Annotated in this window: 21 protein-coding genes; 9 read left to right on the top strand and 12 right to left on the bottom strand. The window is 66.6% G+C overall.

The annotated features are described in order from the left end of the window. The first annotated feature begins 44 nt into the window (after positions 1-44). The gene (locus SOM61_RS11710; RefSeq protein ID WP_320474261.1) at positions 45-1,670 is read left to right on the top strand and encodes an alpha,alpha-trehalose-phosphate synthase (UDP-forming); all 1,626 of its coding nucleotides are present in this window, start codon (positions 45-47) and stop codon (positions 1,668-1,670) included. Here the strand turns inward: SOM61_RS11710 and SOM61_RS11705 are convergent. From SOM61_RS11705 to SOM61_RS11690, 4 genes are read right to left on the bottom strand one after another with little or no spacing between them, the layout of a single operon-like run. Further along, on the bottom strand, positions 1,648-2,385 hold the full coding sequence (locus SOM61_RS11705; RefSeq protein ID WP_320474260.1) for a glycosyltransferase family 2 protein: 738 nt from the start codon (positions 2,383-2,385) through the stop codon (positions 1,648-1,650). The genes SOM61_RS11710 and SOM61_RS11705 overlap by 23 nt on opposite strands. Then, positions 2,382-2,972, bottom strand: a complete 591-nt coding sequence (locus tag SOM61_RS11700) for a methyltransferase domain-containing protein (RefSeq protein WP_320474259.1) — start codon at positions 2,970-2,972, stop codon at positions 2,382-2,384. The genes SOM61_RS11705 and SOM61_RS11700 overlap by 4 nt, the downstream gene beginning before the upstream one ends. Next, on the bottom strand, positions 2,965-3,738 hold the full coding sequence (locus tag SOM61_RS11695; RefSeq protein WP_320474258.1) for a PIG-L deacetylase family protein: 774 nt from the start codon (positions 3,736-3,738) through the stop codon (positions 2,965-2,967). Before SOM61_RS11695 ends, SOM61_RS11700 begins: the two co-directional genes overlap by 8 nt. Continuing rightward, positions 3,726-4,754, bottom strand: a complete 1,029-nt coding sequence (locus SOM61_RS11690) for an acyl-CoA dehydrogenase family protein (protein ID WP_320474257.1) — start codon at positions 4,752-4,754, stop codon at positions 3,726-3,728. The genes SOM61_RS11695 and SOM61_RS11690 overlap by 13 nt, the downstream gene beginning before the upstream one ends. Before the next feature lie 207 nt (positions 4,755-4,961). Between SOM61_RS11690 and SOM61_RS11685 the strand changes: the two genes are divergently transcribed. From SOM61_RS11685 to SOM61_RS11675, 3 genes are all read left to right on the top strand, one after another. Further along, positions 4,962-5,420, top strand: a complete 459-nt coding sequence (locus tag SOM61_RS11685; RefSeq protein ID WP_320474256.1) for a DUF2721 domain-containing protein — start codon at positions 4,962-4,964, stop codon at positions 5,418-5,420. Between the two features lie 145 nt (positions 5,421-5,565). Further along, complete coding sequence (locus SOM61_RS11680) at positions 5,566-5,865, top strand: hypothetical protein (protein WP_320474255.1); 300 nt, start codon at positions 5,566-5,568, stop codon at positions 5,863-5,865. Further along, positions 5,862-7,559, top strand: a complete 1,698-nt coding sequence (locus tag SOM61_RS11675; RefSeq protein ID WP_320474254.1) for an FAD-dependent oxidoreductase — start codon at positions 5,862-5,864, stop codon at positions 7,557-7,559. Before SOM61_RS11680 ends, SOM61_RS11675 begins: the two co-directional genes overlap by 4 nt. A 2-nt stretch (positions 7,560-7,561) precedes the next feature. Here SOM61_RS11675 and SOM61_RS11670 read toward each other — a convergent pair whose 3' ends face one another. Then, positions 7,562-8,500: an alpha/beta fold hydrolase gene (locus SOM61_RS11670; protein WP_320474253.1), complete on the bottom strand. Its 939-nt coding sequence runs from the start codon at positions 8,498-8,500 to the stop codon at positions 7,562-7,564. A 133-nt stretch (positions 8,501-8,633) separates the two neighbouring features. Here SOM61_RS11670 and SOM61_RS11665 point away from each other — a divergent pair, with 133 nt between their 5' ends. Further along, positions 8,634-9,227 (top strand): CGNR zinc finger domain-containing protein, encoded by a 594-nt coding sequence (locus SOM61_RS11665; protein WP_320474252.1) that lies wholly within the window; start codon positions 8,634-8,636, stop codon positions 9,225-9,227. A 131-nt stretch (positions 9,228-9,358) separates the two neighbouring features. After that, positions 9,359-10,384: an aldo/keto reductase gene (locus SOM61_RS11660; protein WP_320474251.1), complete on the top strand. Its 1,026-nt coding sequence runs from the start codon at positions 9,359-9,361 to the stop codon at positions 10,382-10,384. A gap of 14 nt (positions 10,385-10,398) precedes the next feature. Here the strand turns inward: SOM61_RS11660 and galB are convergent, their stop codons facing one another. Both galB and SOM61_RS11650 read right to left on the bottom strand, forming a co-directional pair. Further along, complete coding sequence (gene galB / locus SOM61_RS11655) at positions 10,399-13,230, bottom strand: beta-galactosidase GalB (RefSeq protein ID WP_320474250.1); 2,832 nt, start codon at positions 13,228-13,230, stop codon at positions 10,399-10,401. Between the two features lie 144 nt (positions 13,231-13,374). After that, positions 13,375-15,084, bottom strand: coding sequence for a glycoside hydrolase family 43 protein (locus SOM61_RS11650; RefSeq protein WP_320474249.1), 1,710 nt, complete (start codon positions 15,082-15,084; stop codon positions 13,375-13,377). Positions 15,085-15,497: 413 nt separating this feature from the next. Here SOM61_RS11650 and SOM61_RS11645 point away from each other — a divergent pair, with 413 nt between their 5' ends. Continuing rightward, entirely contained in the window at positions 15,498-15,911 is a 414-nt protein-coding gene (locus SOM61_RS11645) for an Rrf2 family transcriptional regulator (RefSeq protein WP_320474248.1), read from the top strand. A 191-nt stretch (positions 15,912-16,102) separates the two neighbouring features. Here SOM61_RS11645 and SOM61_RS11640 read toward each other — a convergent pair whose 3' ends face one another. After that, positions 16,103-17,275, bottom strand: a complete 1,173-nt coding sequence (locus tag SOM61_RS11640) for a zinc-dependent alcohol dehydrogenase (protein WP_320474247.1) — start codon at positions 17,273-17,275, stop codon at positions 16,103-16,105. A 10-nt stretch (positions 17,276-17,285) separates the two neighbouring features. Then, positions 17,286-18,311 (bottom strand): L-dopachrome tautomerase-related protein, encoded by a 1,026-nt coding sequence (locus SOM61_RS11635; protein WP_320474246.1) that lies wholly within the window; start codon positions 18,309-18,311, stop codon positions 17,286-17,288. A gap of 540 nt (positions 18,312-18,851) precedes the next feature. On the opposite strand from SOM61_RS11635, the gene SOM61_RS11630 reads away from it, so the two are divergent. Continuing rightward, on the top strand, positions 18,852-20,000 hold the full coding sequence (locus SOM61_RS11630) for a glutathione-independent formaldehyde dehydrogenase (protein ID WP_320474245.1): 1,149 nt from the start codon (positions 18,852-18,854) through the stop codon (positions 19,998-20,000). A gap of 574 nt (positions 20,001-20,574) precedes the next feature. On the opposite strand, the gene SOM61_RS11625 is transcribed toward SOM61_RS11630, so the two are convergent. Next, positions 20,575-21,378 (bottom strand): hypothetical protein, encoded by an 804-nt coding sequence (locus SOM61_RS11625; RefSeq protein WP_320474244.1) that lies wholly within the window; start codon positions 21,376-21,378, stop codon positions 20,575-20,577. Positions 21,379-21,827: 449 nt separating this feature from the next. Continuing rightward, entirely contained in the window at positions 21,828-23,594 is a 1,767-nt protein-coding gene (locus SOM61_RS11620) for an amidohydrolase (RefSeq protein ID WP_320474243.1), read from the bottom strand. Positions 23,595-23,803: 209 nt separating this feature from the next. Here SOM61_RS11620 and SOM61_RS11615 point away from each other — a divergent pair, with 209 nt between their 5' ends. Beyond that, the gene (locus SOM61_RS11615) at positions 23,804-24,082 is read left to right on the top strand and encodes a hypothetical protein (RefSeq protein ID WP_320474242.1); all 279 of its coding nucleotides are present in this window, start codon (positions 23,804-23,806) and stop codon (positions 24,080-24,082) included. A gap of 2 nt (positions 24,083-24,084) precedes the next feature. Here SOM61_RS11615 and SOM61_RS11610 read toward each other — a convergent pair whose 3' ends face one another. Further along, positions 24,085-25,248 carry a tyrosine-type recombinase/integrase gene (locus SOM61_RS11610; protein ID WP_320474241.1) on the bottom strand — a complete coding sequence of 388 codons (1,164 nt, stop codon included), beginning with the start codon at positions 25,246-25,248 and terminating at the stop codon, positions 24,085-24,087. Positions 25,249-25,285 lie beyond the last annotated feature (37 nt).

The following is a 25,285-nucleotide window of genomic DNA, read 5'->3' as shown; positions in this document are numbered from 1 at the left end:
CTGGCGCACGGTGGGGTGGAACGTTAACATATTAAGCTGTTTGCATGACAGCGAGATACCAATCCCACCCCACCACGCGGGTGCGCGGCAATCAAGCGCATCTACCGACTCATCTCCCGGACGGGCTGCCCGCCGATCGCCGCCGCCACGAGCGCAGCCTGAAAGCGCCGGCCAGCCCGCTCGACCCGGCCGACGTGCGCGACAGCGCCGACCTGGCCCGCCTGCTCGAGCAGCTGGGCTGCGGCGACGACCTGATCGTCGTCTCGAACCGGGCTCCTTGCATCCATTCCCATACCCCAGACGGCATCGTTGCACAGCGTCCCGCTGGCGGCCTGGTCACGGCGCTCGAAGCCGTACTGGCCAAGGAAGGCGGCTGCTGGATCGCCCATGGCAGCGGCGACGCCGACCGCGCCACCTGCGACGAGCACGACCACGTGCGCAAGCACTACCTGGACGCTCCCTACCGCCTGCGCCGCCTGTGGTTGGACGCGGATGAAGTGGCCGGCTATTACGACGGCCTGGCCAACGAGGGCCTGTGGCCGCTGTGCCACCGCACCGACGTCGAACCGACCTTCCGCGCCGCCGACTGGGAGCATTATGTGCGGGTCAACCGCCGCTTCGCCGAGGCCGTGGTGGCCGAAGCCGCGAGCGCGCGCCCGGTGGTGCTGGTCCAGGATTACCACCTGGCGCTGGTGCCGCAGATGGTGCGCGAGCGCCTGCCGGACGCGGTCATCGTGCTGTTCTGGCATATTCCATTCCCGGCGCCGCAGCGCCTGGCGCGCCTGCCATGGCGCGAGCAGGTGATGGCGGGCCTGCTGGCCAGCACCGTGGTCGGCCTGCAGACCCCGGCTGACCGGGACAACTTCAAGCTGGCGCGCGCCGCCTGCGCCCAGGGGGCCGGCAGCGCCCACGTCGAGGCCTATCCGATCTCGATCGCCTGGCCCGGCCGCCAGGAACTGCCCGCGCCCGGCCTGGGCGACGAGGTCCGGCGCCGCTTCGGCATCGCGCCAGGGGTGCGCCTGCTGGTCGGCGTCGACCGCATGGATTACACCAAGGGCATTCCGGAGCGCTTGCAGGCCTTCGAGCTGCTGCTGGAACAGCGTCCAGAACTCCTGGGCCAGCTGACCTTGCTGCAGATCGGCGCGCCATGTCGCGGTGCCTTGCCGGCCTACCAGGAAATCTCGCGCCAGGTGAAGGCGCTGACGGCCAGGATCAATGCCCGCTTCGGTAATGATGCCTGGCAGCCGGTGGTGCTGCACGCCGCCAGCGCCGACGCAGCCACCGTCACCGACTGCTACCGCGCCAGCGACGTGTGCGTGGTCACGAGCCTGCACGACGGGATGAACCTGGTGGCCAAGGAATTCGTGGCGGCGCGCAATGACTTGCGTGGCGCGCTGGTGCTCAGCCGCCAGGCCGGCGCCGCGGCGGAGCTGGGTCAAGCCCTGCTGGTCGAGCCGCGCGATATCGCCGGCATCGCCCGCGCCCTCGGCCGCGCGCTGGACATGCCTGCGCAGGAACAGATGGACCGGATGCGCGCGATGCGCGGCGTGGTGAGCCAGAACACGGTATTCGGCTGGGCGGCCCGCCTGCTGGGCGACGGCATGCGCGTCGCGGCGGGTCGTACGGCGCGTCCGGAGCTGGCCCGTCTCAGTCAGCGGGCTGCGGCGTAGGCCAGGGCGCTGCCTCGAGGGGCAGCAGGCCGGCGGCCAGTGCCCGCAGCGTATCGCCGAAACCGCCGCGCGCCCGCGCGTCGGTCCTGGCGCTGGTGACGACCCTGGGTTGCGCGCTCCAGGCGAAGCGGGCCCCGATGCCTTCCAGTGCCCGCACCAGCAGCACGTCTTCGTGGCAGGCAACGCAGGCGAACCCGCCGACCGCCAGGTAAGCCTTGGCGCTCACGCCCAGGTTCGCCCCGTGGATGTGGCGATGGCCGTCGCGGTCCTGGTAGTCGCCCCTGAATCGCTCGCACAGCACGGAGGACTGGTCGCCATGCGCCGACCAGTCTTCGACGCCGACCGAACCGCACACCACATCGGCGCCGAGCGCGATCTGCGCCGCAAGCCAGCCTGGCGCGACGCAGGTGTCGGCATCGGTGAACGCCAGCCAGCGTGCGCCGCGCTCCAGCAGATGCCGGGCACCGGCGGCGCGCGCGGCGCCGACCTGGCGCGCCGAGATTTCGCACCACGCCAGACGACAGCCCGCGGCGCCGAACAGCGCCTCATGCAAGGCAACGACGTCCAGCGAGCGGTCGCTGCAGGCATCGAGCACGACGCATACCATGACTTGCTCTCCCGCCAGCGCCGGATGGCACGCCGCGCGCAGCAGGGCGTGCAGGCAGGCGTCGAGGTAGGCCTCTTCGTCGTGGGCGGGAATGGCGACGCCGATCATGGCCGACCTCCATGGGCCGTCCAGGTCTCGAGCAAGAAATCCCGGTCACGATGAACCATGCTGCGCTGCAGGCCGGGAATGTCGCCAGCAGCCCGGTGCAGCGCGTCCGTGCCGCATGCGCGATCGTCGAAGTCGTGCAGATAATGGCACATCACGAGCTCGCCGTCGGGCGCCATGCCGGCGGCGGCCCGGGCAAGTAGCGCGGCGGCCTCGGGCAGCGCAAAATAATAGGCCAGCTCGCTGATGACGATCAGGTCGAAGGTTTCGTCGTCCGGCCAGTCGTCCGGCAGCCTGCGCTGCTCGAACCGTATTGCGCCGGACAGGTCGGGCGGCACATCCCTGCGCGCCGCATCGAGTGCGGCGGCCGCGCCATCGCTGGCCAGCAGGCGCGCGCATCGCGGCGCAAGCGCGGTGCTCAGCGCGCCATTGCCGCAACCGGGTTCGAAGGCGTTGCGGTAGTGCGGTTTGGCCAGGCTGGCGAGGAGGATGGCGCGCTTGCGCCGTTCGTACCAGGCGCCGCGCACATTCCAGGGATCGTCGCTGGCGCTGTACAGCGCTTCGAAGTGGTGCAGGCGCGTGTCAGTCATGGCAGTCGAAGAACAGTTCGAAGGGGTGGAGCACGCGCTCCATCGCGAATGCCGGCAGGATCGGGGCGGCGCCGGTGCTGGCGTCGCCCTCGACCTGGCTGGTGAAGCAGGCCAGCGCGGCGCGCTTGCGCTCGACCGCATCGATCGGCAGCTGGAGTTTGCGGGCGTGTGTCCAGGGCATCGCCCCGTCGCCCGGTGCGCTCCAGTGCCAGCCCCATACCGGCGCCTGGAGCAGGCAGACTTGCCGTTCACGCGCCGCCGCGGCGCAGGCGCGCGCCGTGGCCTCGTGATCCGGATGGCCGTCGTGGTGCCAGGTGGTGATCACGAGGTCGCCCGGCCGCAGCAGCGCGCCCAGCCTGGCGGCCAGCATCGACTCGGCTGCCGTGACGCCGCCGTCGGCAATGCCGAGCCGTTCGATGTGCGGCTGCGCCAGGCCCAGGCAGGCGAGCGCAGCCCCGGTCTCCTGGATTCGCTGCGCGCGCAGGCGCATTGGCGGCCAGTCGGGCGAGCCGGGGTGGCTCGCTTCGCCATCGGTGACGGCGACCACCAGTGGCGCGTCGCCCCGCTGCGCGAGCATGTACAGCAAGGCCCCGCAGGCGAGGATTTCGTCGTCCGGATGCGGCGCGACCACCACGACGCGGATTCCGGGAGGCACGAGCCGATCGAGCGTCGTGGACGGCGCCATGGCCAGCTCGGACGCCTGGCGCCAGGCCGCGGCCGTGGTGCCGGCGCCGGCGATGTGGCGCGAGCGGGCTACAGTGTCCATGGCGCCGCTCCTGATTTACTAACCATGCGCCCGAGCGCTTCCAGGTCGCGCTCTGCGTGGCTCTGGCGCATGAAGACCGGCAGGTCGGCGTACAGCCGCGCCAGCGCCGCGTCCTTGCACAGCGGACCGGCGCCCAGCGCGCGTCCGGCCGCGGCCAGCACCAGGCCGGCGCTTGCCTCGACGCTCAGGCGCACCGACAGCGCATCGCCCATCGCGTTGGCCTGCGGCGAGCGGTCGATGCGCGCGGCGGCTTCGCGCATCAGCGCCGCGCTCCCCTGCAGCGCCACCGCCGCGTCGCCCAGTTGCGCGAGGCGGTGAGGATCGCCGCGTCCGGCCACGCGTTCGCGCAGGGCATCGGCAAGACGGGTTGCGGCGCCGAACCAGCAGGCCGCAACGCCGGCGCCGCCATGCCAGAAGCCGGCGCGTTCGACATAGAAACCCGGGCCGCCCAGCACCTGGGCCTCGACGCCATCGAAGCGCACGTCGACGCTGCCGCTGGCCGCCATGCCGACGGCGTGCCAGCCATCATCGCTGACCGTGACGCCGGCGTGGCGCAGGTCGACCGCCGCCAGCATCGCAGCGCCGTCCGGGCTCCAACAGCTCACCACGGCGTGGCTGACGTCGCGCGCACCCGAACACCATGCCTTGCGTCCGTCGAGACGGTGTCCGCCATGGCTGCCGGGCGACAGCGCCAGGCGTGCATCGGGCGGCTCGGCGCACCAGGTGGCCCAGAGTGCGTCGTCGGCGCCGCCATGGGCGCCCGCCTCATGGAGGATGGCAAGCGCGTCGGTGTGACCTTCGAACAGCTTGGCGAGCGCGAGGTCGTGGGCGCCCACGGCCGCCAGCGCACGCCAGCGATCGAGCGTGGCGCCGTGGCCGGGCAGCGGCAGGCGGTCCAGGCGCACGGTGGCGAGCTGCTTCAACGCGGCCGCCGGTGGGGCGTCGCGCAGGGAGGCGAGCGCCGAAGGCAGAAGCGTCATGAGTGGTGCGCCGACCGAGGTCATATCGGAATGCATGGCTACTATCTTGTAAAAATTACATCGTATCATTTGCTCAAGAGTTCGCTCGTCCGGCAGGCGCTCAAGCGTGCGCGCTTTAATGGCATTCCTGGAGTTGCGATAACAGCGGACTGCCGTGCCCCGTCCACCATAAGGAAGAGCTCAGGCGCGAGCCGGCATGCCGTGCTGCTACACTTGCCGCATGTCCGTCATCACACCGTCCCCATGAACCTCCAGCTCAGCGATATCGGCGAGGCCATCCAGCTGGCGATCGCGCCGGTGTTCCTGCTGGCCGGGGTGGGCACGATGCTGATCGTGCTGACCAACCGGCTGGGTCGACTGATCGACCGCAGCCGGGTGCTGGAAGACCGCCTGAAGGTCGATCCCGAAAACGAATGCGTGGGCGAGCTGCTCAGCCTGTACTACCGCGCCCGTCTGATCAACGTCGGCATCACCGCCAGCACCGCTTGCGGGCTGCTGATCTGCGTCGTGATCGCGATGCTGTTCCTGGGCGGCACCACCGACCTGCCACTCGACCAGTACATCGCGCTGTGCTTCGTGGGCGGCATGCTGGCGCTGATCGTCGCCTTCGTTTATCTGATGCGCGAGATCCTGATCTGCTGCAGCTTCATGCGCGCACAGCAGCTGAAGGTGCTCGATGGCTGCGGGGCGAGGGCGGGATAGGCGTGGACATCGGCTGGCACCGATGGCCGCCGGCCTGGCTAAAAAGTAAGTGATGGTCGGAAAAGGTAAAAAAATGGCGTGACTTTTACCGGAAAAGACGCAAACTTACTGGACAGGCATGGTCACTCCGGAGTCTCTTAAGGATATGGAACCCAATCACGCAATGCCGGGCGCGGCGCCCGACGACATCGAGCGCGAATACCTGTTCGGGACCACCCGCGCCTATGCGCTCGACAAGCTCGAGGCAGACGGCGAGGCGCCCGAGATGCGCCGGCGCCTGGCACGGCTGGAGTGTGCGCTGGACGGACAGGCCGAGGTTTGCCGTGGCGCCAGTGCGCCGCTGCTGACCAGGGCCGGCGGCACCCCCGGCAACATAGCGGGACGGGCCCCCCGAGCAGCCCTGCACACGAACGACGGCATCTCCGTGCCCGGGACCACGCCATGAGCGCCACGCCGATCCTGGCGCCGCTTCCCACGCCGAATCTGGAGAAGCGGCGCCACCAGATCTATCCGGTGCTGGACGAGGACGACCTCCAGCATGTGCGCCAGTTCGGCGCGCCGCAGCGCCACAGGGACGGCGCAGCCGTGTTCGAGGCCGGCCAGGCCAGGCCCGCCATCCTGTTCATCCTGCGCGGCCAGTTGCTGCTGCGGCGCCACGATGGGCTCGGCGTGAACGAGGCGATGGCGCTGCTGGGCCCCGGCCAGTTCAGCGGCGAAGAGGGACAACTGGCCGGCCGCCCGGCGATGGAAGACGGCTGGGCCGTCGGCGAACTCGAGGTGCTGGCGCTGACGTCCGAGTCGCTGCGCATGCTTCTGGTGGCGCAGGCCGAGCTGGGCGAGCGCATCGTGCGCTCCCTGATCTTGCGCCGGGTGATCCTGATGCAGAAGAACTCGGGCGGGCCGGTCATCGTCGCGCCGCATGGCCACCCGGGCATCCGCGACCTCGAGCGCTTCCTGTCGTCCAACGCGCATCCCTACAGCCTGTACGATCCTGAGCACGACCCGGCCGCCGCCGCCCTGGCCGAAGGGCTGCGGCCGGGGCCGGACGACTGGCCGCTGGTGTTCTGTCCGGGGACGGAACCCAAGCGCAATCCCTCGCTGGCCGAGCTGGGCCGCTGCATCGGCCTGCTGCAGGAATGCGATCCTGGCAAGGTGTGGGACGTGGCGGTGGTCGGCGCAGGACCGGCCGGCCTGGCCACCGCCGTGTATGCGGCGTCGGAAGGCCTGTCGGTGGTGGTGCTCGAGACCTTTTCGTATGGCGGCCAGGCCGCGGCCAGCGCCCGCATCGAGAACTACCTGGGTTTTCCAACCGGGATCTCGGGTGGGGCCCTGACAGGCCGCGCCTATGTGCAGGCCGAGAAGTTCGGCGTCGAGGTGGCGATTCCGGCGTCGGCGACCTGCCTGGATCGAGATTCGGATCGAGACTCGGGCCAACTGCGCATGACCCTGTGCGAAGGCCTCGGCACGGTGCGTGCGCATAGCGTGGTGCTGGCCTGCGGCGCCCGGTACCGACGGCCGTCGCTCGCCAACCTGAAGCGGCTCGAGGGTCGCGGCGTGTATTACTGGGCCTCGTCGCTCGAGACGCGCCTGTGCAAGGGACAAGAGGTGATCCTGGTGGGCGGCGGCAACTCGGCCGGCCAGGCGGCGGTCTTCCTGGCCGGGCATGCGGCCCGGGTACACGTGCTGGTGCGGCGCGACGGCCTGGCGGCGGCCATGTCGAACTACCTGATCGAGCGCATCGCGGCTACGCCCAATATCTCGCTGCATACCTGCGCCGAGATCGCGGGGCTGGTCGATACCGACAAAGGCCTCGAGCGGGTGCAGGTGCGCGACCTGCGCACCGGGCTCGAGACCGACTATGACATCCGCCACGTCTTCCTGTTCATCGGCGCCGACCCGAACACCGGCTGGCTGCACGGCAGCGACATCGAGGTGGACCGCAACGGTTTTATTTGCACCGGCAGCGACGTCACCGTCGCTACCGACAAGCCACGCAAGATGCTGGAAACCAGCATGCCCGGGGTGTTCGCGATCGGCGACGTGCGCGCCGGCTCGACCAAGCGGGTGGCGGCCGCGGTGGGGGAAGGCGCGGCCGTCGTCGCCCAGATTCACCAGTATCTAGGCGAACCCGGAGCTTAGGCTTATTTGCGCGGGCCCAGGTGGCGGTCCAGGAAGGTGCGCATCGCGCGCGCGATCTCGGGTCCGTGGGTCTCGATCGCGAAGTGACCGCTGTTCAGGAAGCGCACTTCCGCCTTCGGAATGTCGCGCTTGAAGGCCTCGGCGCCGGGCGGCAGGAAGAAGGGATCGTTCTTGCCCCAGATGGCCAGCAGCGGCGGCTGGTGCTGGCGGAAGTAGGCGTGCAGCTGGGCGTATTGCTTGATGTTCTGGCCGTAGTCCACCAGCAGGTCCATCTGCGGGTCGACGCCGATGCGCTCGATCGCCTCGTGGGCCAGCAGGTAACCGTCGGGCGCCACCGTTGAGGTGTCCTTGACGCCCTCGACGTATTGCCACTTTAGCATGTCCAGGGTATTGAACTTGCGCAGCGCTTCGCGGTTCGCCGGCGTCGGATCGGCCCAGGCGGCCCGCATCGGCGCCCAGCCGGGGCTCAGGCCTTCTTCATAGGCATTGCCGTTCTGGCTCACGATCGCCGTGATTTTCTCTGGATGGCGCACCGCCAGGCGCCAGCCCACCGGTGCGCCATAGTCGAATACATAGATCGCATAGCGCTGCAGGCCCTTGGCGGTGGTGAAGGCGTCGATCACGTCGGCCAGGTTGTCGAAGGTGTACTTGAACGACTTGTCGGCGCGTGTGAGGCCGAAGCCGGGCAGGTCGGGCGCGATCACGCGGTAACCGGTCGCCAGCTGCGGGATCAGGTCGCGGAACATATGGGAAGAGGCGCCGAAGCCGTGCAGCAGCAGGACGGCGGGCGCGTCTTTCGGTCCGGCTTCACGGTAGAACACGTCGACGCCCTTGACCTGGACGGTGTCGTAACGCACGGCGGGCGCCTGTTGCGCAGCCTGGACGGCGCCGGCGCTGCCGATCGCGGCTGCCATGAGGATTGGTTTCAGAATGCTGTTCATGATGCGCTCCCTGTATGAGGTGTGGGTTTTGAAGTAACCATTAAAACTATGTATCAGAGGTTATGCATCAAGTATGGCATGCTTTCAGTAACCGTTCAAGTATAATGTTGATGGTTATTGCGAAAGGAAGACCATGTCTGACAACAAACTGGAAGCCACCCTGACCGAACCGCCGCTCGTAGGCGATCATCTGGCGCTCGACCTGCTCAATACCGAAGCGGGAAGTGGCGCGCTGCATACCGATTTCTGGCGCAGCGGGGAAGACGTGCTGGATTGGCTGGCGCGTTGCGGAATCGACGTGGGCCGACTGGGCGACCAGGCGGCAAGTGACGCCGTGTTACACGACGCCAGGGAGCTGAGGGCGAGCGCGCGTGAACTGGTCGAGCTGCGCAAGCAGGGGGAACGGGGCGATCCGCAGCGGATCAACCGCTACCTCGCAACGCTGCAGTCGGCGCCGGTGCTGGAGTGGGGCGAGGGCGGCCCCCTGCTCACGCGCCGGCTTCCCGCGCCGTCGCCGCAACAGGCGCTGGGCCAGGTGGCAGAGTCGGTGGCGGAGCTGCTGGCCGCCGCGCAGTTCGAGTACGTGCGCCAGTGCGAGCATCCCGACTGCGTGCTGTGGTTCTACGACCGCACCAAATCGCATCGCCGCCGCTGGTGCAGCATGGCGCTGTGCGGCAACAGGCACAAGGCGGCCGAGTTCCGTAAGCGGAACCGTGCGGCGGCCTGAGCGATTTGACAATCATTTACTGGCCCCAGCGGGCGAACCTTGCCATGATGCGGAGGTAGTCCGCTGGCGCCTGCAGCGCTCCCATGCGCCCAGCCTGATTCCTGGAGCGTCGACCACGACGAGGAGCAATCATGAGCCTGAAAGACAAGCTGCCAATGAACCCGCTCGGTTTCGGCACGGCGCCGCTTGGCAATATGTTCCGCAAGATCCCCGAGCAGGAAGCGGCCGACACCATCGACGCCGCCTGGCGCGAAGGAACGCGCTATTTCGATACCGCGCCGTTCTATGGGGCCGGCCTGTCCGAGTTCCGCCTGGGCGAGCTGCTGGCAAAGTATCCGCGCGACGAATATGTGCTGAGCACCAAGGTCGGGCGCCTGATCCTGGACGAAGTCGAAGATCCGGTTGCGCGCGAGCTGGGCGACAAGGGCGGCCTGTTCGAGCATGGAAGGCCGAATCGCATCGTCAACGATTACTCGGCCGACGCCACGCTGCGCTCGATCGAGGATAGCCTCAAGCGGCTGCGCACCGACAGGATCGAGATTGTCTGGGTTCACGACATCGCCCAGGATTTCTACGGCGACGCCTGGCTGTCGCATTTCGAGCAGGCCCGCACGGGCGCATTCCGGGTCCTGGACCGGCTGCGCGACGAAGGCGTGATCAAGGCCTGGGGCCTGGGCGTGAACCGGGTCGAGCCATGCGAACTGACGCTCGACCTCGAGGGGGCGCGGCCCGACGGCTTCCTGCTGGCGGGACGCTATACGCTGCTGGACCATGCACGCGCCTTGCAGCGCCTGATGCCGGCGGCGGTCAAGCGCGGCGTGGAGATCGTGGTCGGCGGGCCGTATAGTTCGGGCGTGCTGGTGGGCGGCACGCATTTCGAATACCAGCCGGCCTCGCCCGAGATCCTGGCCCGGGTGGCGCGGCTCCAGTCCATCGCCGAGCGCCATGGGGTGCCGATCAAGGCGGCCGGGCTGCAGTTCGCGCTGGCCAATCCTGCGGTGGCGGCGGTCATCCCGGGCGCGAGCCGTCCAGAGCGGGTGGCGCAAGACCAGGCCGCCCTGCAGGCGGTCATCCCGCCCGCCTTCTGGCACGAGTTGCGCGAACAAGGGCTGGTGGCGCCCGAGGCGCCGCTTCCGATCGACGCCAAGGGCAGGTAAAGCCAGGGCGGCGATTACGGCCGCTGGTGCGTCCCGATCGCCTTGTTCGCTGGCCTTGCCTGCAGCGTCACCGAGGCCGGCGCCAGGCCATCGGCCGTCACCTTCACCGTGATCGGGCCAGTGGCGCCCGGCTTGGCGCGCACGATGCCAAGCACCAGTCCGTTGAAGGCGGCGCGTTCAGCGGACGGGAACGGCTCGAAACTGGTCGGGTCGCCGTTGTCGGTGGCCACCAGTTCGCCCGGTCCCTCGACCGAGAAGCGTACTCGCTGCATGCTGCGCGGGACATCGACGCCAGCCTTGTCGGCGATGCGCACGGTGACGAAGGACAGGTCGCGTCCATCGCCGGCGATCGTCGTACGGTCGGCGCTGGCCTGCAGCGACGCCGCTTGGCCCGCCGTTTTCACCGAGGCGCGGGCCCATTCCTTCCCGGCCTTGTAGCTCACGACGCGCACCTCGCCCGGCTCATACTTGACGTCGTCCCAGCGCAGGCGATAGGTGAACGGGGCCTTCTTCTTGCGGCCCTGCGACTTGCCGTTGACGAACAGCTCGGCCTCGTCGCCCGAGGTGAACACGTGCACCGGCGTGACCTGGCCGACCCGTTCCGGCCAGGTCCAGTGCGGCAGGATGTGGGCCATCTTGAGGTCCGGACGCCAGCGCGACTGGTACAGCCAGAAGCGGTCCTTCTTGAAGCCGGCCAGGTCGAGGATGCCGGTATAGGAGCTGCGCGCGCCGTAGTAGGGAGTCGGCTCGCCCAGGTAGTCGAAGCCGGTCCAGACAAATTCGCCGGCTACATAGGGATGGCGGTCGAGCGAGGCGAACACCTTGTCGGCCGAGGATCCGAAATCGACGGCATACAGCTCGTACGAGCTCACTTGCTGCAGTTTCGAGTCGCCACCGCGGCCGTCGCGCACAATCGAGCTGTCGGTGGGGTGGACGGGGAAGAAATAGACGCCGCGGCTGCTGAACGCCGACGCCGATTCGCTGGTGAGGATCACCTTGTCCGGGAAAGCCTTATGGAAGCCCGGATACTGCGGCGGCGTGCGAATGCGGTCGGTGCCCTCGAACTCCGGATCCTGGCGGATGCCTTCGCCCTGGTAGTTCAGGCTGATGATGTCCACCTCGGCCGGCAGCGGCATGTGCGGCTTGGCGTAATTCATGGACAGGGTGGTCGGCCGGGTCGGGTCTTCGTCGCGCGAGATGCCGTGCAGGCGGCGCGCGAGCGCAGCGCCTTCGTGCTCGGTGTACTGCTCGCCGACCTCGTTCCCGATGCTCCACATGATGATCGACGGGTGGTTGCGGTCGCGCCGGATCATCGAGCGCAGGTCTTGTTCATGCCAGTCGTCGAAGATCAGGTGGAAGTCGAGCGGCGTCTTCTTGCGCTGCCATGAGTCGAACACTTCGTTCACCACCAGGATGCCCATGCGGTCGGTCAGGGCCAGGAGTTGCGGGTCGGGTGGGTTGTGGGCCATGCGCACGGCGTTGGCGCCCATCTCCTGCAGCAATTCGAGCTGGCGTTCGGCCGCGCGCACATTGAAGGCCGCGCCGAGCGCGCCGAGGTCGTGATGGTTGTTCACGCCGCGCAGCACGATCTTTTCGCCGTTGACGAACACGCCTTCCTTGCCATCGAAGCGCAGCGTGCGGATGCCGAACGGCGTCTCGACGCGGTCAACGATGCGGCCATCCTGGCGCACCGTGGTCACGGCCAGGTAGCGGTTGGGTTGCTGGGTTGGCAGCGGGCCCCACAGGCGCGGCTTGGCGAGCGTCGCCGTGCCGTCGATGCTGGTGCTGGCGCCCGACGCAACGGTCGACGCGGCAGACGTCACGCTTGCCACCGGCTTGCCGGTCGGCTTGCCCTGGGCGTCGAGCACGAGCAGTTCGGTGACGACATCGGCCTTGACCGGCGCGGTGCCCTTGTTGTCGAGGGTGACGCGCCAGGCCACCTGGGCCGATTCCTTCGACACCTGGGGCGTCGTGATCTGCACGCCCCATTGGCCGACGTGCAGCGGCGCCGTCTTGGTGATCCAGACGTCGCGATACAGGCCCGCGCCCGGGTACCAGCGCGCCGATTCGGCCGTGTTGTCGAGGCGGATCGCCACCTGGTTGCTGGCGCCCGGCGTCACGTAGGGCGTGAGGTCGATGCGGAACGAGTTGTAGCCATAGGGCCAGCCACCGGCCAGGCGGCCGTTGACCCAGACACTGGCATAGGCCATGGCGCCGTCGATGTCGAGGAAGATCTGCTTGCCGCGGTCGGCCGCGGCGAGGTCGAGCGTCTTGCGGTACCAGGCGGGGCCCCAGGTCTTGAGGCGGCCCATGCCGCCATACGGCCCGGTTTCCAGGAAGGGACCGGCGATCGCCCAGTCGTGCGGCAGGCGCACCTGGCTCCAGGCGCTGTCGTCGAATCCCAGGCGCGCGAATGGCGCGTCGATGGTTGGATCGGACGCCGGCCGCGTATGGCGGCGCGCCGGATCCTTGATGAAGGCATTGCCGCTTGGGAGTATCCATGGCTTGAGCAAGGCCACGCCGCTACGCTCGACCTGCACCGCCTGGTCGGGCCTGGCATCGGCGTCCTTGCCGTCGGCCGACTTCTTGACTTCGGGGCGCACGTCGTACAGGTAGGGCGTCGAGTCGCCGCCCGGGTCGCCCAGGGTGAAGCGCCAGCCGTCGTTGAAACTGATGCGCTGACGGCCTTCGGACTGCGCTGCCTGCGTTGCCGGCTGCGCGGCAGCCGGCGCCGTCGCCAGCGCCCCGGCGAGTGTGGCGCTCAGCAGGCAGGCGACAGTCAGGGCGGCGTTGCGGGCGCGGGGCGCGCGCCTGCCTGCCAAGGTTGTTGGCGGATGGTGTTCCAAGTCTCCTCCTATCGTATTGTTATGCTTCAGACACGTTGTCCGGTAAGCCTACCATTGCTTAACTTAAAATGGTAGCGCATAACAAAGAATGTTAGGAATTGCTTTGGCCGAGATTCCCATCCCGGCCATGAGACGGCGACGCTGTCAATACGCCGGATTCGCGCCGCCGGCGCCGGCCCGCCAGACATAGGGGCCGACGATCGTGCCGGTGAATCCGCCGGCCTTGCTGGTCGACAGGAACGTTGCATCGACCCCGGTGCGCAGCACGCTGCGCACGCCGCCGATGGTGTAGAAGAAGTCCATGCGGCCGGCGTCGATGCGGATCTCGAGGTCGATCGCATCGCCATCCAGCGGCGCGCTGGCCACCAGGCGGTCGGCGTCTGACTTGTCTCTTACTGTGAGGGCGAGCACGTCGCGCTGGCCCATCCGCCTCACCCCGAAGAACAGGTGCGAAGCGTCGCTCTGGTAGGCCACCAGCCCGGCGCGGTCGCCTTCGCGGGCGGGACGAAAGCGAAGGCTGGTGCTGACCATTGCCACATGATGCTGCTGGCGGCGGGCGAGGAAGGCCGGCGTGGCGGCCAGGTCGCCGAGCCGGCCGCGCGGCTCCAGCACCAGGCGGCCTGCTTCCAGCCGGTGGAAGGGCGCCGCAGGCGTGCGCACGCCGATCCAGGCGTCGGACAGGCGGGCGCCGTCGAATTCATCGACGTAGGCAAAGTCGCCTGAGAGCGGCAGGGCCGGGCGCCCCTGCGCAGGCAGTGCGGGCCGGGCGGCGACAAAGGGAATCGGCTTGCCGTCCTCGAGCACGAGCGGCCAGTCATCTTTCCAGCTGACCGGCAGCAGGAAGGTCTCGCGGCCGATGTTGTACATGCCGTCCCGGTAGGGGCGGGTGGCGAGGAAGGTTGCCCACCATTGCCCGTCCGGGGTCTGGACGAACTTGGCGTGGCCGGCCGAGGTGACCGGGTTCGGGCGCGCCGGATCGAGCTTGCGCTGGCTGAGGATCGGATTGTGCGCGTAGGGCGTGAACGGGCCGCGCACGCTCTTCGAGCGGAACACGACCTGGGAGTGGTTGTCGCCGGTGCCGCCTTCGGCCGCGATCAGGTAGTAGTAGGCGCCGCGGCGGAAGATGTGGGGGCCTTCGATCCAGCTCGGTTCGGCCGCGATGTCGACGCCGCCGTTGACCAGCAAGGTGCGCTCGCCCTTGACCGACAGCGCTGCCGGGTCGAATTCCTGGACCCAGATGGCGCGGTGACCATCGTAGCGCGGCTTTTCGGCCGGCGCGTCATTGCCGACCAGGTAGACCTTGCCGTCCGTATCCCAGAACAGCGAAGGATCGATGCCGCCGAAGGCCAGCTTGACCGGCTCGGACCATGGGCCTTCGGGCCTGGTCGCGGTCATGACCATATTGCCGCCGCAATCGACGCAGGTGGTGACGACGTAGAAGACGCCGTTGTGGTGCGAGATATCAGGGGCGTAGATGCCGCGCGACGAGCGCAGGCCCTGGAAATTCGCTTGCGAAGGGCGGGTGATCACGTTGGCGATCTGGGTCCAGGTGCTCAGGTCGCGCGAATGAAACAGCGGCAGGCCGGGGAAGTTGGTGAACGACGAGTTGATCAGGTAATAGTCGTCCTCTACGCGCAGCACGGAAGGGTCGGGGTAGTAGCCGGACAGGATCGGGTTGCGGTATTGGGCGGCGGTGGGCGTTGCGGTTTCCTGCGACCGTCCCTCGTAGCTGAAGCGTTCGAAGTGGGCGGGGCCTGCCGGTGGGCTGTCGATGCCGGTCTGGCTGGCCGTGGTGGAGCAGGCTGCCAGTCCGGTCAACGATGCGATGGCAGCCAGGGTGCGAAGGAAAATCATGAAGACCTTGAAAGAGTGAAGGCGCGCGCTTGCGGATGATAGAAAAGGGAACATGATCACCATCAATTGATTGCGCAATCATTGTCGTTCAATAAATATCAAACTGCAATAATCTTCGCATGGGCAGGACAACCATATTGATGGTGCGCACGGTGCGGCACTGCATTCTCGCATCAAAAAGTAACTAACCAACAATTGAAACACAGCCAAAAAATACGCTCGAAGCTTCCGACTACGGAAGCAACAACACGAACCTCCGTAGCGACCAGGGGATGGTGGTCGAAGACCGATGCGACTAGCGGAGAAGGGCCCTGCACGGTTTTGCCAGGTATCAGAACTCCGGTAGTAGCAATTGAACGTGTCTATTCCGATACTTCCGGAGTTGCGGTATCCTCGTGCCAGGAGGACATTCGATGAGAGCTGATTTTCGACTGGCGCGCATGCTGCATGCGCTGGTGCACATACACGGACGTAAGGGTACGACAAGCTCGGAGGAGCTGGCCGTCATGCTGGATACCAATCCCGTCCTGGTGCGCCGCATGATGGGCGGCTTGCGCGATGCCGGTTACGTGCGGTCGACGGCTGGACGCAATGGCGGCTGGGTGCTGGCGGTGGAGCCGGACACCATCACGGTGCTGGACGTCTACCAGGCGCTCGAGGAGCCAGTGATCTTCGCCATCGGCGTGAATGTCGATCATCCGGGTTGCGCCCAGGAGCAGGCGATCAATGGTGCGCTCGAGGTGGCGATGGCGCAGGCTGCTGGTGCATTGTTGCGGGAGTTCAGCCAGGTGAAGCTGTCTGCGTTCATTGCGCCGGTCGCCGCCTGACGCGATTGCCGAGGCAAGCCGCCGGCTGGCTGCATCGGCACCGCTGGCGTGCCGGTCGAAGCGATACTGCATTTCGTCGCGTGGCAGTATGGGTCGATGCCTGGTCGAGCGAGAAAGCCGGCCGTGACGCTCGATAATGCCGTGATGCGAGATTCCGGCACTCCACGAGTGACAGTTGGCGGTGTCGATGGCTAAGGCGCGAATACCGCGCGCACGCAGCCATCCGTTTTGTGCTTGAACATTTCGTAGCCGTGTGGCGCGTCTTCGAGTGGAAAGCGGTGGGTGGCGAGGTAAGCAGGGTTCAGCTCGCCTTTCTGTGCGTGGGCAAGCAGCCGCTCCATATAGGCCTGGCCATGCTGCTGGGCGGTGCGCACCGTCATGCCCTTGTTCATGATGGCGCCTATTGGAAACTTGTCAGTCAGGCCGTAGACACCGAGCACCGACAACGTGCCGCCTTTGCGGCAGGCCATGATGGCTTCGCGCAGGGCTTGTCCACGGTCCGTCGCGAGGTGCAAGGCTTGCTTGACGCGGTCATAGGCGTATTGCGGCCCGGTCCCGTGCGCCTCCATGCCGACCGCATCGATGAATGCGTCGGGGCCGCGTCCGCCAGTCATTTCCATGAGTACGTCCAGCACGCTGTCGACCTGCGTGTAGTCGATCGTCTCGGACCCAGCATGTTCGCGCGCCATCTGCAGCCGTTCGGGGAAGCGATCGATCGCAATCACGCGCTCGGCGCCCATCAGACGCGCGCTTTGCTGCGCCATCAGGCCAACGCCGCCGCAGCCCCAGACAGCCACCGTATCGCCAGGCTGGATGGCGCAAAAATCGGCGCCCATATAGCCGGTCGGGGCCGCATCCGAAAGAAACAGCGCAGTCTCGTCCGCCACCCCATCGGGGACCTTGAAGCAGTCGTTGTCGGCGAACGGCACGCGCACGTATTGCGCGTGCGCGCCGGCGTAGCCGCCGAAGGCATGGGTGTAACCGTAGATGCCCGCCGTGGTATAGCCGCCAAGCAGCGGCTCCTGCAACTCCGGTTTCGGATGGGTGTTGTCGCACAGCGAGTAGAGGGAATGCTGGCAGTACCAGCATTGTCCACAAACGATGAACGAGGGAACGACGACGCGGTCGCCTTTGCTGACGCGCTTGACCGCGGGGCCGACTTCCTCGATCACGCCCATGAACTCATGGCCGATCACGTCGCCAGCCCTCATGGTCGGGATATAGCCGTCGATGAAGTGCAGGTCCGAGCCGCAGGTCGTCGACAGGCTGACGCGCAGGATGGCGTCCTGCGGGTTCACGATCTCGGGGTCTTTCACCGTGCCGACCCTCAGGTCGTTCACGCCGTTCCAGTAAAGTGCTCGCATGTCCTGCTCCTCAATAGGTGTCGGCGCGAGCGGCAGGCTGGCGCGCGGTGGTCGGGATCTCGCCGGTCTCGACGAGGTTCTTGAAGCGCCGCAGGATGCCGTCGGCGACCAGGCGCAGCGGGATGGTGCCCAGCAATTCGAGGAGCCACTTGCCCGGGGCTCCATCCGGCGGTTCGAAGCGAAAGCGCAGCGTGACCACGGTGCCGCGACCGGCCGGGGCAGGGAGGAAGCGGACCCATCCCTCGTTCGAGATTGCGCCGCCGGCCGGCGTGCGCCACCCCATGCCCCCGTCGTGCCGGTCCACCGTTTCGGTGTCCCATTCCTGGCCGTAGGACTGGACCTGGCTGGAAAGGTCTGCCCCGGCAAGGCCCTTTCCGGTGAGCGCCGCACTCTGGATGCGATAGAGCGTGGTGCCGGTGAGCGCTTTCCAGTACAGCCAGGCGCCGTCGGACGACAGGGCGATGCTGTCGGCGGCGAACAGCACCGGACGTCCGTCCGGATAGCGCAGGGGCCTGCCGTCGGTACGCACGACGACGCCTTTTTCGGGCTGGGTGGCCGGATGGCCATCCAGTACCCGACGCGCCTTGCCGCTGGCCAGGTCGACAACGACCAGCGCGCCGCGCTGCCCTGCATCGGTCAGGAACGCATGCTTGCCGTCATGGGAGAAGCGCACGTCGTTCAGGAAGGAGCCGGGAATCGCGACGTCCGGCCCGAACCGGATCACCTGGACCACCCGGTCGGCAGCCAGATCGATGCGCACCAGCTTCGGGCCGCCTGGCACCAGGCCGTCAACGGCAGGCGCCGCGGGATCGACAACCCATACGCTGCCGCGGCCGTCGGCAACGACGCTTTGCACACAGACCCAGTGCCGGCCTGGATCGAGCTCATCGCGCCGGACATTGCGCCAGGCATTCCATTGCTCGTCGGGATAAGGACGCAGGCTGCCGTCCTTCATGACTTCGGCGACCGAGACCGGAGAGTCTTCTGTCCAGCGGGGGAAATTGACGAACAGGCGGCCCTGTTCGCTGACGGTCACGCCGGTGACCTGGTGTTCGAACCGGGCCGCCTGCTGGAGCGTCGCGCCGCCCCCACGTGGCTCAAACTGGACGGAAGACCGCGCCGGAATTTGCGCCGAGGCCAACGTCGCGCACGAGCCGGCGAGGGCAAGAACGAGCGCGAGAAACCGGACAGTGATTCGCATGACGCTTCCTTTCTCAAGTCAGCACGCTGCGCTGGAAGAGCCCCGGGAGTACGGACGTCGCCGACACCAGGCGGATCATGTGAAAGTGGACGGCTACATCGAAGCACACAGGCCCGCAAGGCTGTTTCGCGCGTTTGCGAGCGTGTGGATCAATAGCGACTCGGCGCTGGAAAATTCAATGGAATCGCCGCTTGTCATTCCACGAATGTGGGTCTAGCCTGTGTCGCCTCTGCTGCGGAACATCGATGCGCCAGCGCCAGGCAGATGGTCCCGCGGACCTTCCGCGGATATCGCCAACCACTGCCGGTACGCATAGCCGTGTCCTGTTTCCTGTCATGTGGGCGGGCTATTTCCTGGCAGCTAAAGGAGTAGACTATGAAAGCTGTTGTCTATCGAGGTCCCAATCAGGTTGCCGTCGAAGATGTGCCTGATCCAAAGATCGAACGTCCGACGGATGCCATCGTCAAGATTACCAGCACCAATATCTGCGGCTCCGACCTGCACATGTACGAGGGTCGGACCGATTTCGAGCAGGGCCGCGTATTTGGCCACGAGAACCTCGGGGTCGTCATGGAAGTCGGCGCCGCGGTCGAGCGGCTCAAGCCCGGCGACTGGGTCTGCATGCCCTTCAATATCAGCTGCGGGCATTGCAGGAACTGCGAACGCGGCCTGACGGCCTACTGCCTCAAGGCGAACGAGCCGGGCGTGGCCGGCGGCGCCTTCGGCTTTGCCGACATGGGCCCCTGGCAGGGCGGGCAAGCCGAGTTTCTGCGGGTGCCCTGGGCCGACTTCATGTGCCTGAAGCTGCCGCCGGACGCCGAGGAAAAACAGTCCGACTACGTGATGTGCGCCGACATCTTCCCGACCGGCTGGCACGCCACCGAACTGGCCGGCATGAAGCCCGGCGACGCGGTGGTGATCTACGGCGCCGGGCCAGTCGGCCTGATGGCGGCGCACTCGGCAATGATCAAGGGGGCGTGCAGCGTGATGGTGGTCGACTGTCACTCGGACCGGCTCAAGCTGGCCGAATCGATCGGCGCGGTGGCGATCGATTATTCCAAGGAGGACCCGGTGCAGCGGGTCATGGACCTGACCCACGGGCAGGGCGCCGACGCGGGCTGCGAATGCGTCGGCTACCAGTGCCACGACCATCACCATCACCGGCAGGAGCGCCCCAACCTGACGATGAACAACCTGGTCAGCTCGGTCAAGTTCACCGGCGGTATCGGCGTGGTGGGCGTGTTCGTTCCAGAGGATCCAAACAGCCCGGACGACCTGGAAAAGGAAGGAAAGATCGCGCTCGACTGGGGCAAGCTCTGGTTCAAGGGCCAGCGCGTGGCCACCGGCCAGTGCAACGTCAAGGCCTACAACCGCCAGCTGCGCGACCTGATCCACGCCGGCCGGGCCAAGCCGTCGTTCATCGTCTCGCATGAGCTGAAGCTGGAGCAGGCGCCAGACGCCTACCAGCACTTCGACGTGCGCGATCACGGCTGGACCAAGGTGATCCTGCACCCAGGTTCCTAGCGCAGCAGGGCGTTCATCCGACGATAGTCGACATCGTGTGTCAGTGAAAGCCGCCCATCCGGACGACAGGTCACGAGCGGCATATCGACGCCTGTGACCGGTATATCGAAACCCGTGGAGTGGCGATATGCGGGATCGGGCCGGCGACCTGGCAAAGCGGCCGGCAATCTGCCCGAATATGTCGGACGCACCGGATTCGGCACGTTGGTGGGCGACTGCCAGCGCGCCGGCCGCGCCGTCTACAAGGTTAGCTGCAAGCCTGGGCCAACCGAGCCCGTAGGCTGCGCCAATGACCTGGACGGTATCGTTAGCGTGGGATGAGGCGGAGCCCGAGTCGTCCGGCAGTCGTCGAAGCTTGATCGATGGCCCGGGCATTGAGAACAGGCCGCTGGGTGTCATGAGACTTGATTCGCATCGACGGATGTCTGTATAAGTCCGGGGTGGCCGGTCAACCAAACTTCGCATAATCTATATTATGTTAAATACGCTATCTGGCCACCAGGCCCGCGGTCAATCACAAGTCGGGGCACCCACTCCAATGCCATACCCAGATAGCCTGAAGACCGCGATCCACCTACGCCGTCCAGATCGCCGCCGAGGCGTCGTCCGCCGCCTTGACCGCGCGTGCCCCCGTGCCGCCGGCGACTGCTTCATACGTTCGCAGCTCGTCCAGCATCGCCGGCAATCCCCGTTCGAGACAAGCCTCCATCAGTGCGCCATCCGTGTAGCGGCCATACGGATCGACCAGCCGATAAAAGCCGTCGGTCATGATCAGCAGGCTCGCTCCCAGCTCCAGGTCGACGCTCCGCACGCGCGCCTGGAATGCACCGTTCGGACGCAGGCACAGGACTGTCGGCGTCGGCTGGGTATTCTGGAACTCGCGTCGCGCACGCAGCATTGGCAGCATGCGTTCGCGCCGTTGCTCGGGGTCGTTGACGCCTTCTGCGCGCAGTGTCGCGATCGCGGCCTGCAGTACGGCGTCCTGCGGATTCACGAACGGATCGAGATCGACACAGCCGCCGGCCGCCGTGCGCAGGAGACTCGTGCAGTCGCCCAGGCTGTATAACGCTGCGCGCTGAGCGCCGTCCTGCTGGTCGACGCGCAGCCAGGTCATCGCCGCGATCGGCCATGCATGCAGCGGCATCGCGCCATGTCCAGCCATCTGCTCGAACCCGGCGCGGACCACGCCGATCGCGGCATGTACGCATTCCTGCTGGCCTCGCCCGGGCGCAATTTCGTGCTTCAGCGCATCCGTGAACGCGTGTACGAACCACGCAACGTCGCCCTGAACAGGATCGAGATAGTCGCGCTCGGCCACCGAGGTACCGCCGTCGATCACCAGGATGTCGGTGACGCCGGCAAGATTGAAGACAGCCACATGGTCGTCATTACGGTGTGACGTTGCTCCTGCAGAGATATGCGCGATTTTCATCGGATGTGGCTGGTTTTTGATGTGTCGGGGACTCTACCCGCGCCGGAAGCGGAAGACAAGCGTGATGACCCTATCTCGCATTTAACTCGACAATATATATGCTAATGTCGAGTTAGAGTCATTCCTCAGGCAGCGGTCGGTACCGCAGCTTCTCCGTTCATCCAGACCGGCTTCTCGCTGAGAAATTCGCGTCGGACGCCGCCTCCTACTGACATCATCGGCCTCTCCGCCAGGCTCGCTCGACCACCACGGCGATTGATATCGGCCAGGGTAGCGCGGGTCTGCTCGGTCATTGACGGATGGTCGGGGCGCAGCGGTGGAAATTGTACGGGGCGATGGGCGTGCCCTCCTGACGCCCTCACCCTACGCCGCCCGGCCCTCCTCTACAAGCAGCGTCAGCGGTTCTGATAGCCGCCGAACTGGCGCACCGGACTCCAGGCCGGGGACACCGCGGGCAGTGCCGGCGACAGCTTTTCGAATTCGCCGGCGCCATAGACCACCTGCCCGTTCACCACCGTCAGCACGCTCTCCAGGTCCTTGATTTTCTCCACGTCCATTGTGAAGTAATCCTGCGGCAGCACCGCGAAGTCGGCGTACTGGCCTTCCACCAGGCGGCCCTTGATTTCTTCTTCGCCGCTCATCCAGGCGCTGCCCCGGGTCATGAGCTGCAGTGCTTCGTGGCGCGACAGCACGTCCTTTGCCTGCCAGGTCGCCAGCCCGCCGGCCGTCTTGCCCGTCACAGCCCAATAGATCGACGGCCACGGCCCATAGCTGCTCACCCGCGTGCCGTCGGTACCCAGGCCCACCGGCAGGCCGAGCTCGAGCATCTTGCGGATCGGCGGCAGTTGGCGGGTCTGGGCGCCGTAGCGTTCGCGATAGGCTTCGCCCTGGAAGTACATGCGGTTCTGCACGGCCACTCCGCCGCCCAGCGCCTTGATGCGTTTCAGCTGGTCATCGGTCACTGTCTCGGCGTGGTCGACGATCCAGCGCAGGCCGGCCAAGGGTGTGCTGCGGTTGACCTTTTCGATCACGGCCAGGTCGCGCTCGATGCTTTCGCCATAGGTGGCGTGGATGCGGAACGGCCAGCGGTTCTTGACCAGCAGCGTGACGACGCGTTCCAGCTCGTCTTCCATATGGTGCGGCAGGTCGGGACGCGGTTCCAGGAAGTTCTCGAAGTCGGCCGCGCTCGAGACCAGGTTCTCGCCGGCGCCTTCGGTCGTAAAACCGTTGGCGTAGAACAGGTGGTCGTTGCGGTTCGGCTTGGTCATCGCGATCCAGCGCTGGTAGTCTTCCAGCTCCTTGCCTGCGTTCTGGGCGAACAGGTAATAGGCGGTGCGCACACTGAGCTTGCCCTCTTTGGCCAGCTCGATCGTCACGCCATAGTCGTCCGGATAGGCCTGGCCGCCACCGCCGGCGTCGACCGCGCTGGTCATCCCCAGCCGGTTCAGGTCGCGGTAAAAGTGCAAGGTCGAGTTGCGCTGGTCGGCGCGATCGAGTTTGTTGGTCTTGGCCAGGGTCGAGTACAGGATCATGGCGTTCGGCTTGGCCAGCAACAGGCCGGTCGGCTTGCCGGCGGTGTCGAGTTCCACCTCGCCGTCGAGGTACTTTGTCTCCTTGGTATAGCCGAGCGTCTCGATGCCTTTCCGGTTCAGGAAGGCCTTGCCATATAAATAGAGGATGAAGACCGGCTTGTCGGGCACCGCGGCATTGATCTCGGCCAGGGTGGGCAGGCGCTTTTCGGCGAACTGGTGTTCGCTCCAGCCGCCCACGACCTTGACCCACTGGCCCTCGGGCGTGCGTGCTGCCTGCTCCCTGAGCATTTCCATCGCCCGTCTCAGGCTGCGCACGCCATCCCAGCGCACCTCCATATTGTAGTTGAGGCCCGCGCGGATCACGTGGGTGTGGGAATCGTTCAGGCCCGGAATGACGGTGCGCCCGCCCACGTCGACGACCCGGGTGTCCTTCTGCTTGAGGCGGAGCACGCGCTCGTTGCTGCCGGTGGCGGCGATCTTGCCGTCCTTGACCGCCAGCGCCTGGACGAACTCGCCGTCGCTCGCCATGGTCGCGATCTTGCCGTTGGTGAGGATCAGGTCGGCCTGGGCGTGGGCGGTCGAGGCGGCCAGCGTGCCGGCGGCGAACAGCGCGAGGGCGAGTTGATTCATTGCTTGACTCCGTGTTGGTTGGACTGCGTCCAGTATCCGTCGTCGTCACCAATGTTGAAAAGCGGATAATTTTGACGATGGCATTCGATTCCATCGACCGTTCGACCTCGCAGGCCCAGGGGTGCGCACGGCAGGCGCCCGGCGGCGTGCATGCAATCCCTGGCTGCGTCACAATGGACTTACACGAACTGATCATTCAAAGGAAGAGCATGAACATCACGGTCCAGAATACCGTCCCCGATACCGCCCGCATTACCCTGGTCGGCGAGCTGCACGATGGCAGCTTCAAGGCCAAGGTCATGACCGAAACTGCCGTGCCGTACACGCCCTACTGGGACAATCTGCTCGAACAGCGCATCGTCTATATCCAGCCCGACGACGAGCAACTGGGCTCGATCGTGGCGGCGCTGAACGAACGCCGTCTGTCACTCGACGAGTTGCAGAATTACGGCAGCTCGGATGGCGGGACTTCGTCGATCCCGGTCTGACGTTACAGAATGCCCTTGCGGTCCGAACCGAGGATTTCGTCGTGGCGTTCCTTGTCGGTCTTGTGCAGATAGCCGGCGGTGGTGGCGATATTGGCGTGGCCGGCCGTGTCCTGCAGGGTCTTGAGCTGCACCCCGCTATTGGCGTGGTTGGTCAGCATGCTGTGCCGTAGCCAGTGCGGCGACGCCTGGCGCAGCATCGACGCGCTATCGCCGTCGCCCCGGGCCGCCGCCTCGCTGGCGGCCTGCTGGAAGATCGCCTTGAGCGCCTCGGAGGCCGCTTCGTCGGTGACGCGCACATGGTCGCGCGTGCGGCTCGACAGCACCAACGGCATGTGGTCGCCGCGGCTGGTCTGCTCCAGCAGGCCGAAGGCGCGCCGGTAGTCGCGGTAGGCGGCCAGCGTGGCCGGCGGCACCGGCAGCCGGCGCGGCTTGTTGCCTTTGCCCAGGACGTCCAGCCACCAGCGGCCGTCGCCTTCGCTGTAGATCGATCCCATGCGGGCGCTCACGATCTCGTTGAGGCGGGCGCCGGTCTGGGCGAAGGCGATCAGCAGGAAGCGGTCGCGGGCGCGCTGGCGCGCCGCGGCTTCGGAATCGGCGTCGCGCGCCTCGGCCGCCGCCAGCGCATAGGCCAGCGCGGCCGGCGTCAGGTAGCGGGTGATGCGGCCGGCATGCGGCGCCCGCACATTGCGCACCAGGCGCGCCGGGTTGCGGCGCAGATAGCCGGTGTGCTCGGCGAAGGCCAGCAAGCCCTTGATGGCGATCATCGACTGGCGCCGGCTGGTGTCGGACAAGGGGCCCGAAAATGGGCGATAGCGCGCATCGTTGCGCGGCCACTTGGTCGTGCATACCCACTCTGGCGGCGGGTTGCGGATGAACTCCTTGTAGGCGTTCAGATCGGCCACGTTCAGCTGCTGAAAAGTCTTTTTCGCTTCTTCGCGGCACCAGGTCAGGAAGCGGTACAGCTCCTTCTGCAGGTTGGCGATCGACTTGGGGCTCAGCTCGCCGTGAGAGATGTATTCGCGTGCCAGTTCGGCGTCGTTGCGGGCCGAGGTGACCGGCTCGTCATGTACGCCCGAGAAGATGCCGGCGTCCGGGCGACTCGCCGCCGCCCGGTCCGGATGTTCGGTGGGCAGCGGCTCGAGGTCGATCGGCAGGAAGACGGGCATGGGACGAAATGGCGATAACTGTATGGATGTACAGTAT

Origin of the sequence: Massilia sp. CFBP9012 (assembly GCF_034045115.1) — a bacterium.
GTDB lineage: Bacteria > Pseudomonadota > Gammaproteobacteria > Burkholderiales > Burkholderiaceae_D > Telluria.
Note: the sequence above shows the minus strand (reverse complement) of the source record. Positions and strands in the feature narration are given on the sequence as shown.

Bases quoted from the DNA above. Each gene is read 5' to 3' on its own strand.
- SOM61_RS11710 (WP_320474261.1), top strand. From the start codon at position 45: ATGACAGCGAGATACCAATCCCACCCCACCACGCGGGTGCGCGGCAAT.
- SOM61_RS11705 (WP_320474260.1), bottom strand. From the start codon at position 2,385: ATGATCGGCGTCGCCATTCCCGCCCACGACGAAGAGGCCTACCTCGAC.
- SOM61_RS11700 (WP_320474259.1), bottom strand. From the start codon at position 2,972: ATGACTGACACGCGCCTGCACCACTTCGAAGCGCTGTACAGCGCCAGC.
- SOM61_RS11695 (WP_320474258.1), bottom strand. From the start codon at position 3,738: ATGGACACTGTAGCCCGCTCGCGCCACATCGCCGGCGCCGGCACCACG.
- SOM61_RS11690 (WP_320474257.1), bottom strand. From the start codon at position 4,754: ATGCATTCCGATATGACCTCGGTCGGCGCACCACTCATGACGCTTCTG.
- SOM61_RS11685 (WP_320474256.1), top strand. From the start codon at position 4,962: ATGAACCTCCAGCTCAGCGATATCGGCGAGGCCATCCAGCTGGCGATC.
- SOM61_RS11680 (WP_320474255.1), top strand. From the start codon at position 5,566: ATGGAACCCAATCACGCAATGCCGGGCGCGGCGCCCGACGACATCGAG.
- SOM61_RS11675 (WP_320474254.1), top strand. From the start codon at position 5,862: ATGAGCGCCACGCCGATCCTGGCGCCGCTTCCCACGCCGAATCTGGAG.
- SOM61_RS11670 (WP_320474253.1), bottom strand. From the start codon at position 8,500: ATGAACAGCATTCTGAAACCAATCCTCATGGCAGCCGCGATCGGCAGC.
- SOM61_RS11665 (WP_320474252.1), top strand. From the start codon at position 8,634: ATGTCTGACAACAAACTGGAAGCCACCCTGACCGAACCGCCGCTCGTA.
- SOM61_RS11660 (WP_320474251.1), top strand. From the start codon at position 9,359: ATGAGCCTGAAAGACAAGCTGCCAATGAACCCGCTCGGTTTCGGCACG.
- SOM61_RS11650 (WP_320474249.1), bottom strand. From the start codon at position 15,084: ATGATTTTCCTTCGCACCCTGGCTGCCATCGCATCGTTGACCGGACTG.
- SOM61_RS11645 (WP_320474248.1), top strand. From the start codon at position 15,498: ATGAGAGCTGATTTTCGACTGGCGCGCATGCTGCATGCGCTGGTGCAC.
- SOM61_RS11640 (WP_320474247.1), bottom strand. From the start codon at position 17,275: ATGCGAGCACTTTACTGGAACGGCGTGAACGACCTGAGGGTCGGCACG.
- SOM61_RS11630 (WP_320474245.1), top strand. From the start codon at position 18,852: ATGAAAGCTGTTGTCTATCGAGGTCCCAATCAGGTTGCCGTCGAAGAT.
- SOM61_RS11620 (WP_320474243.1), bottom strand. From the start codon at position 23,594: ATGAATCAACTCGCCCTCGCGCTGTTCGCCGCCGGCACGCTGGCCGCC.
- SOM61_RS11615 (WP_320474242.1), top strand. From the start codon at position 23,804: ATGAACATCACGGTCCAGAATACCGTCCCCGATACCGCCCGCATTACC.
- SOM61_RS11610 (WP_320474241.1), bottom strand. From the start codon at position 25,248: ATGCCCGTCTTCCTGCCGATCGACCTCGAGCCGCTGCCCACCGAACAT.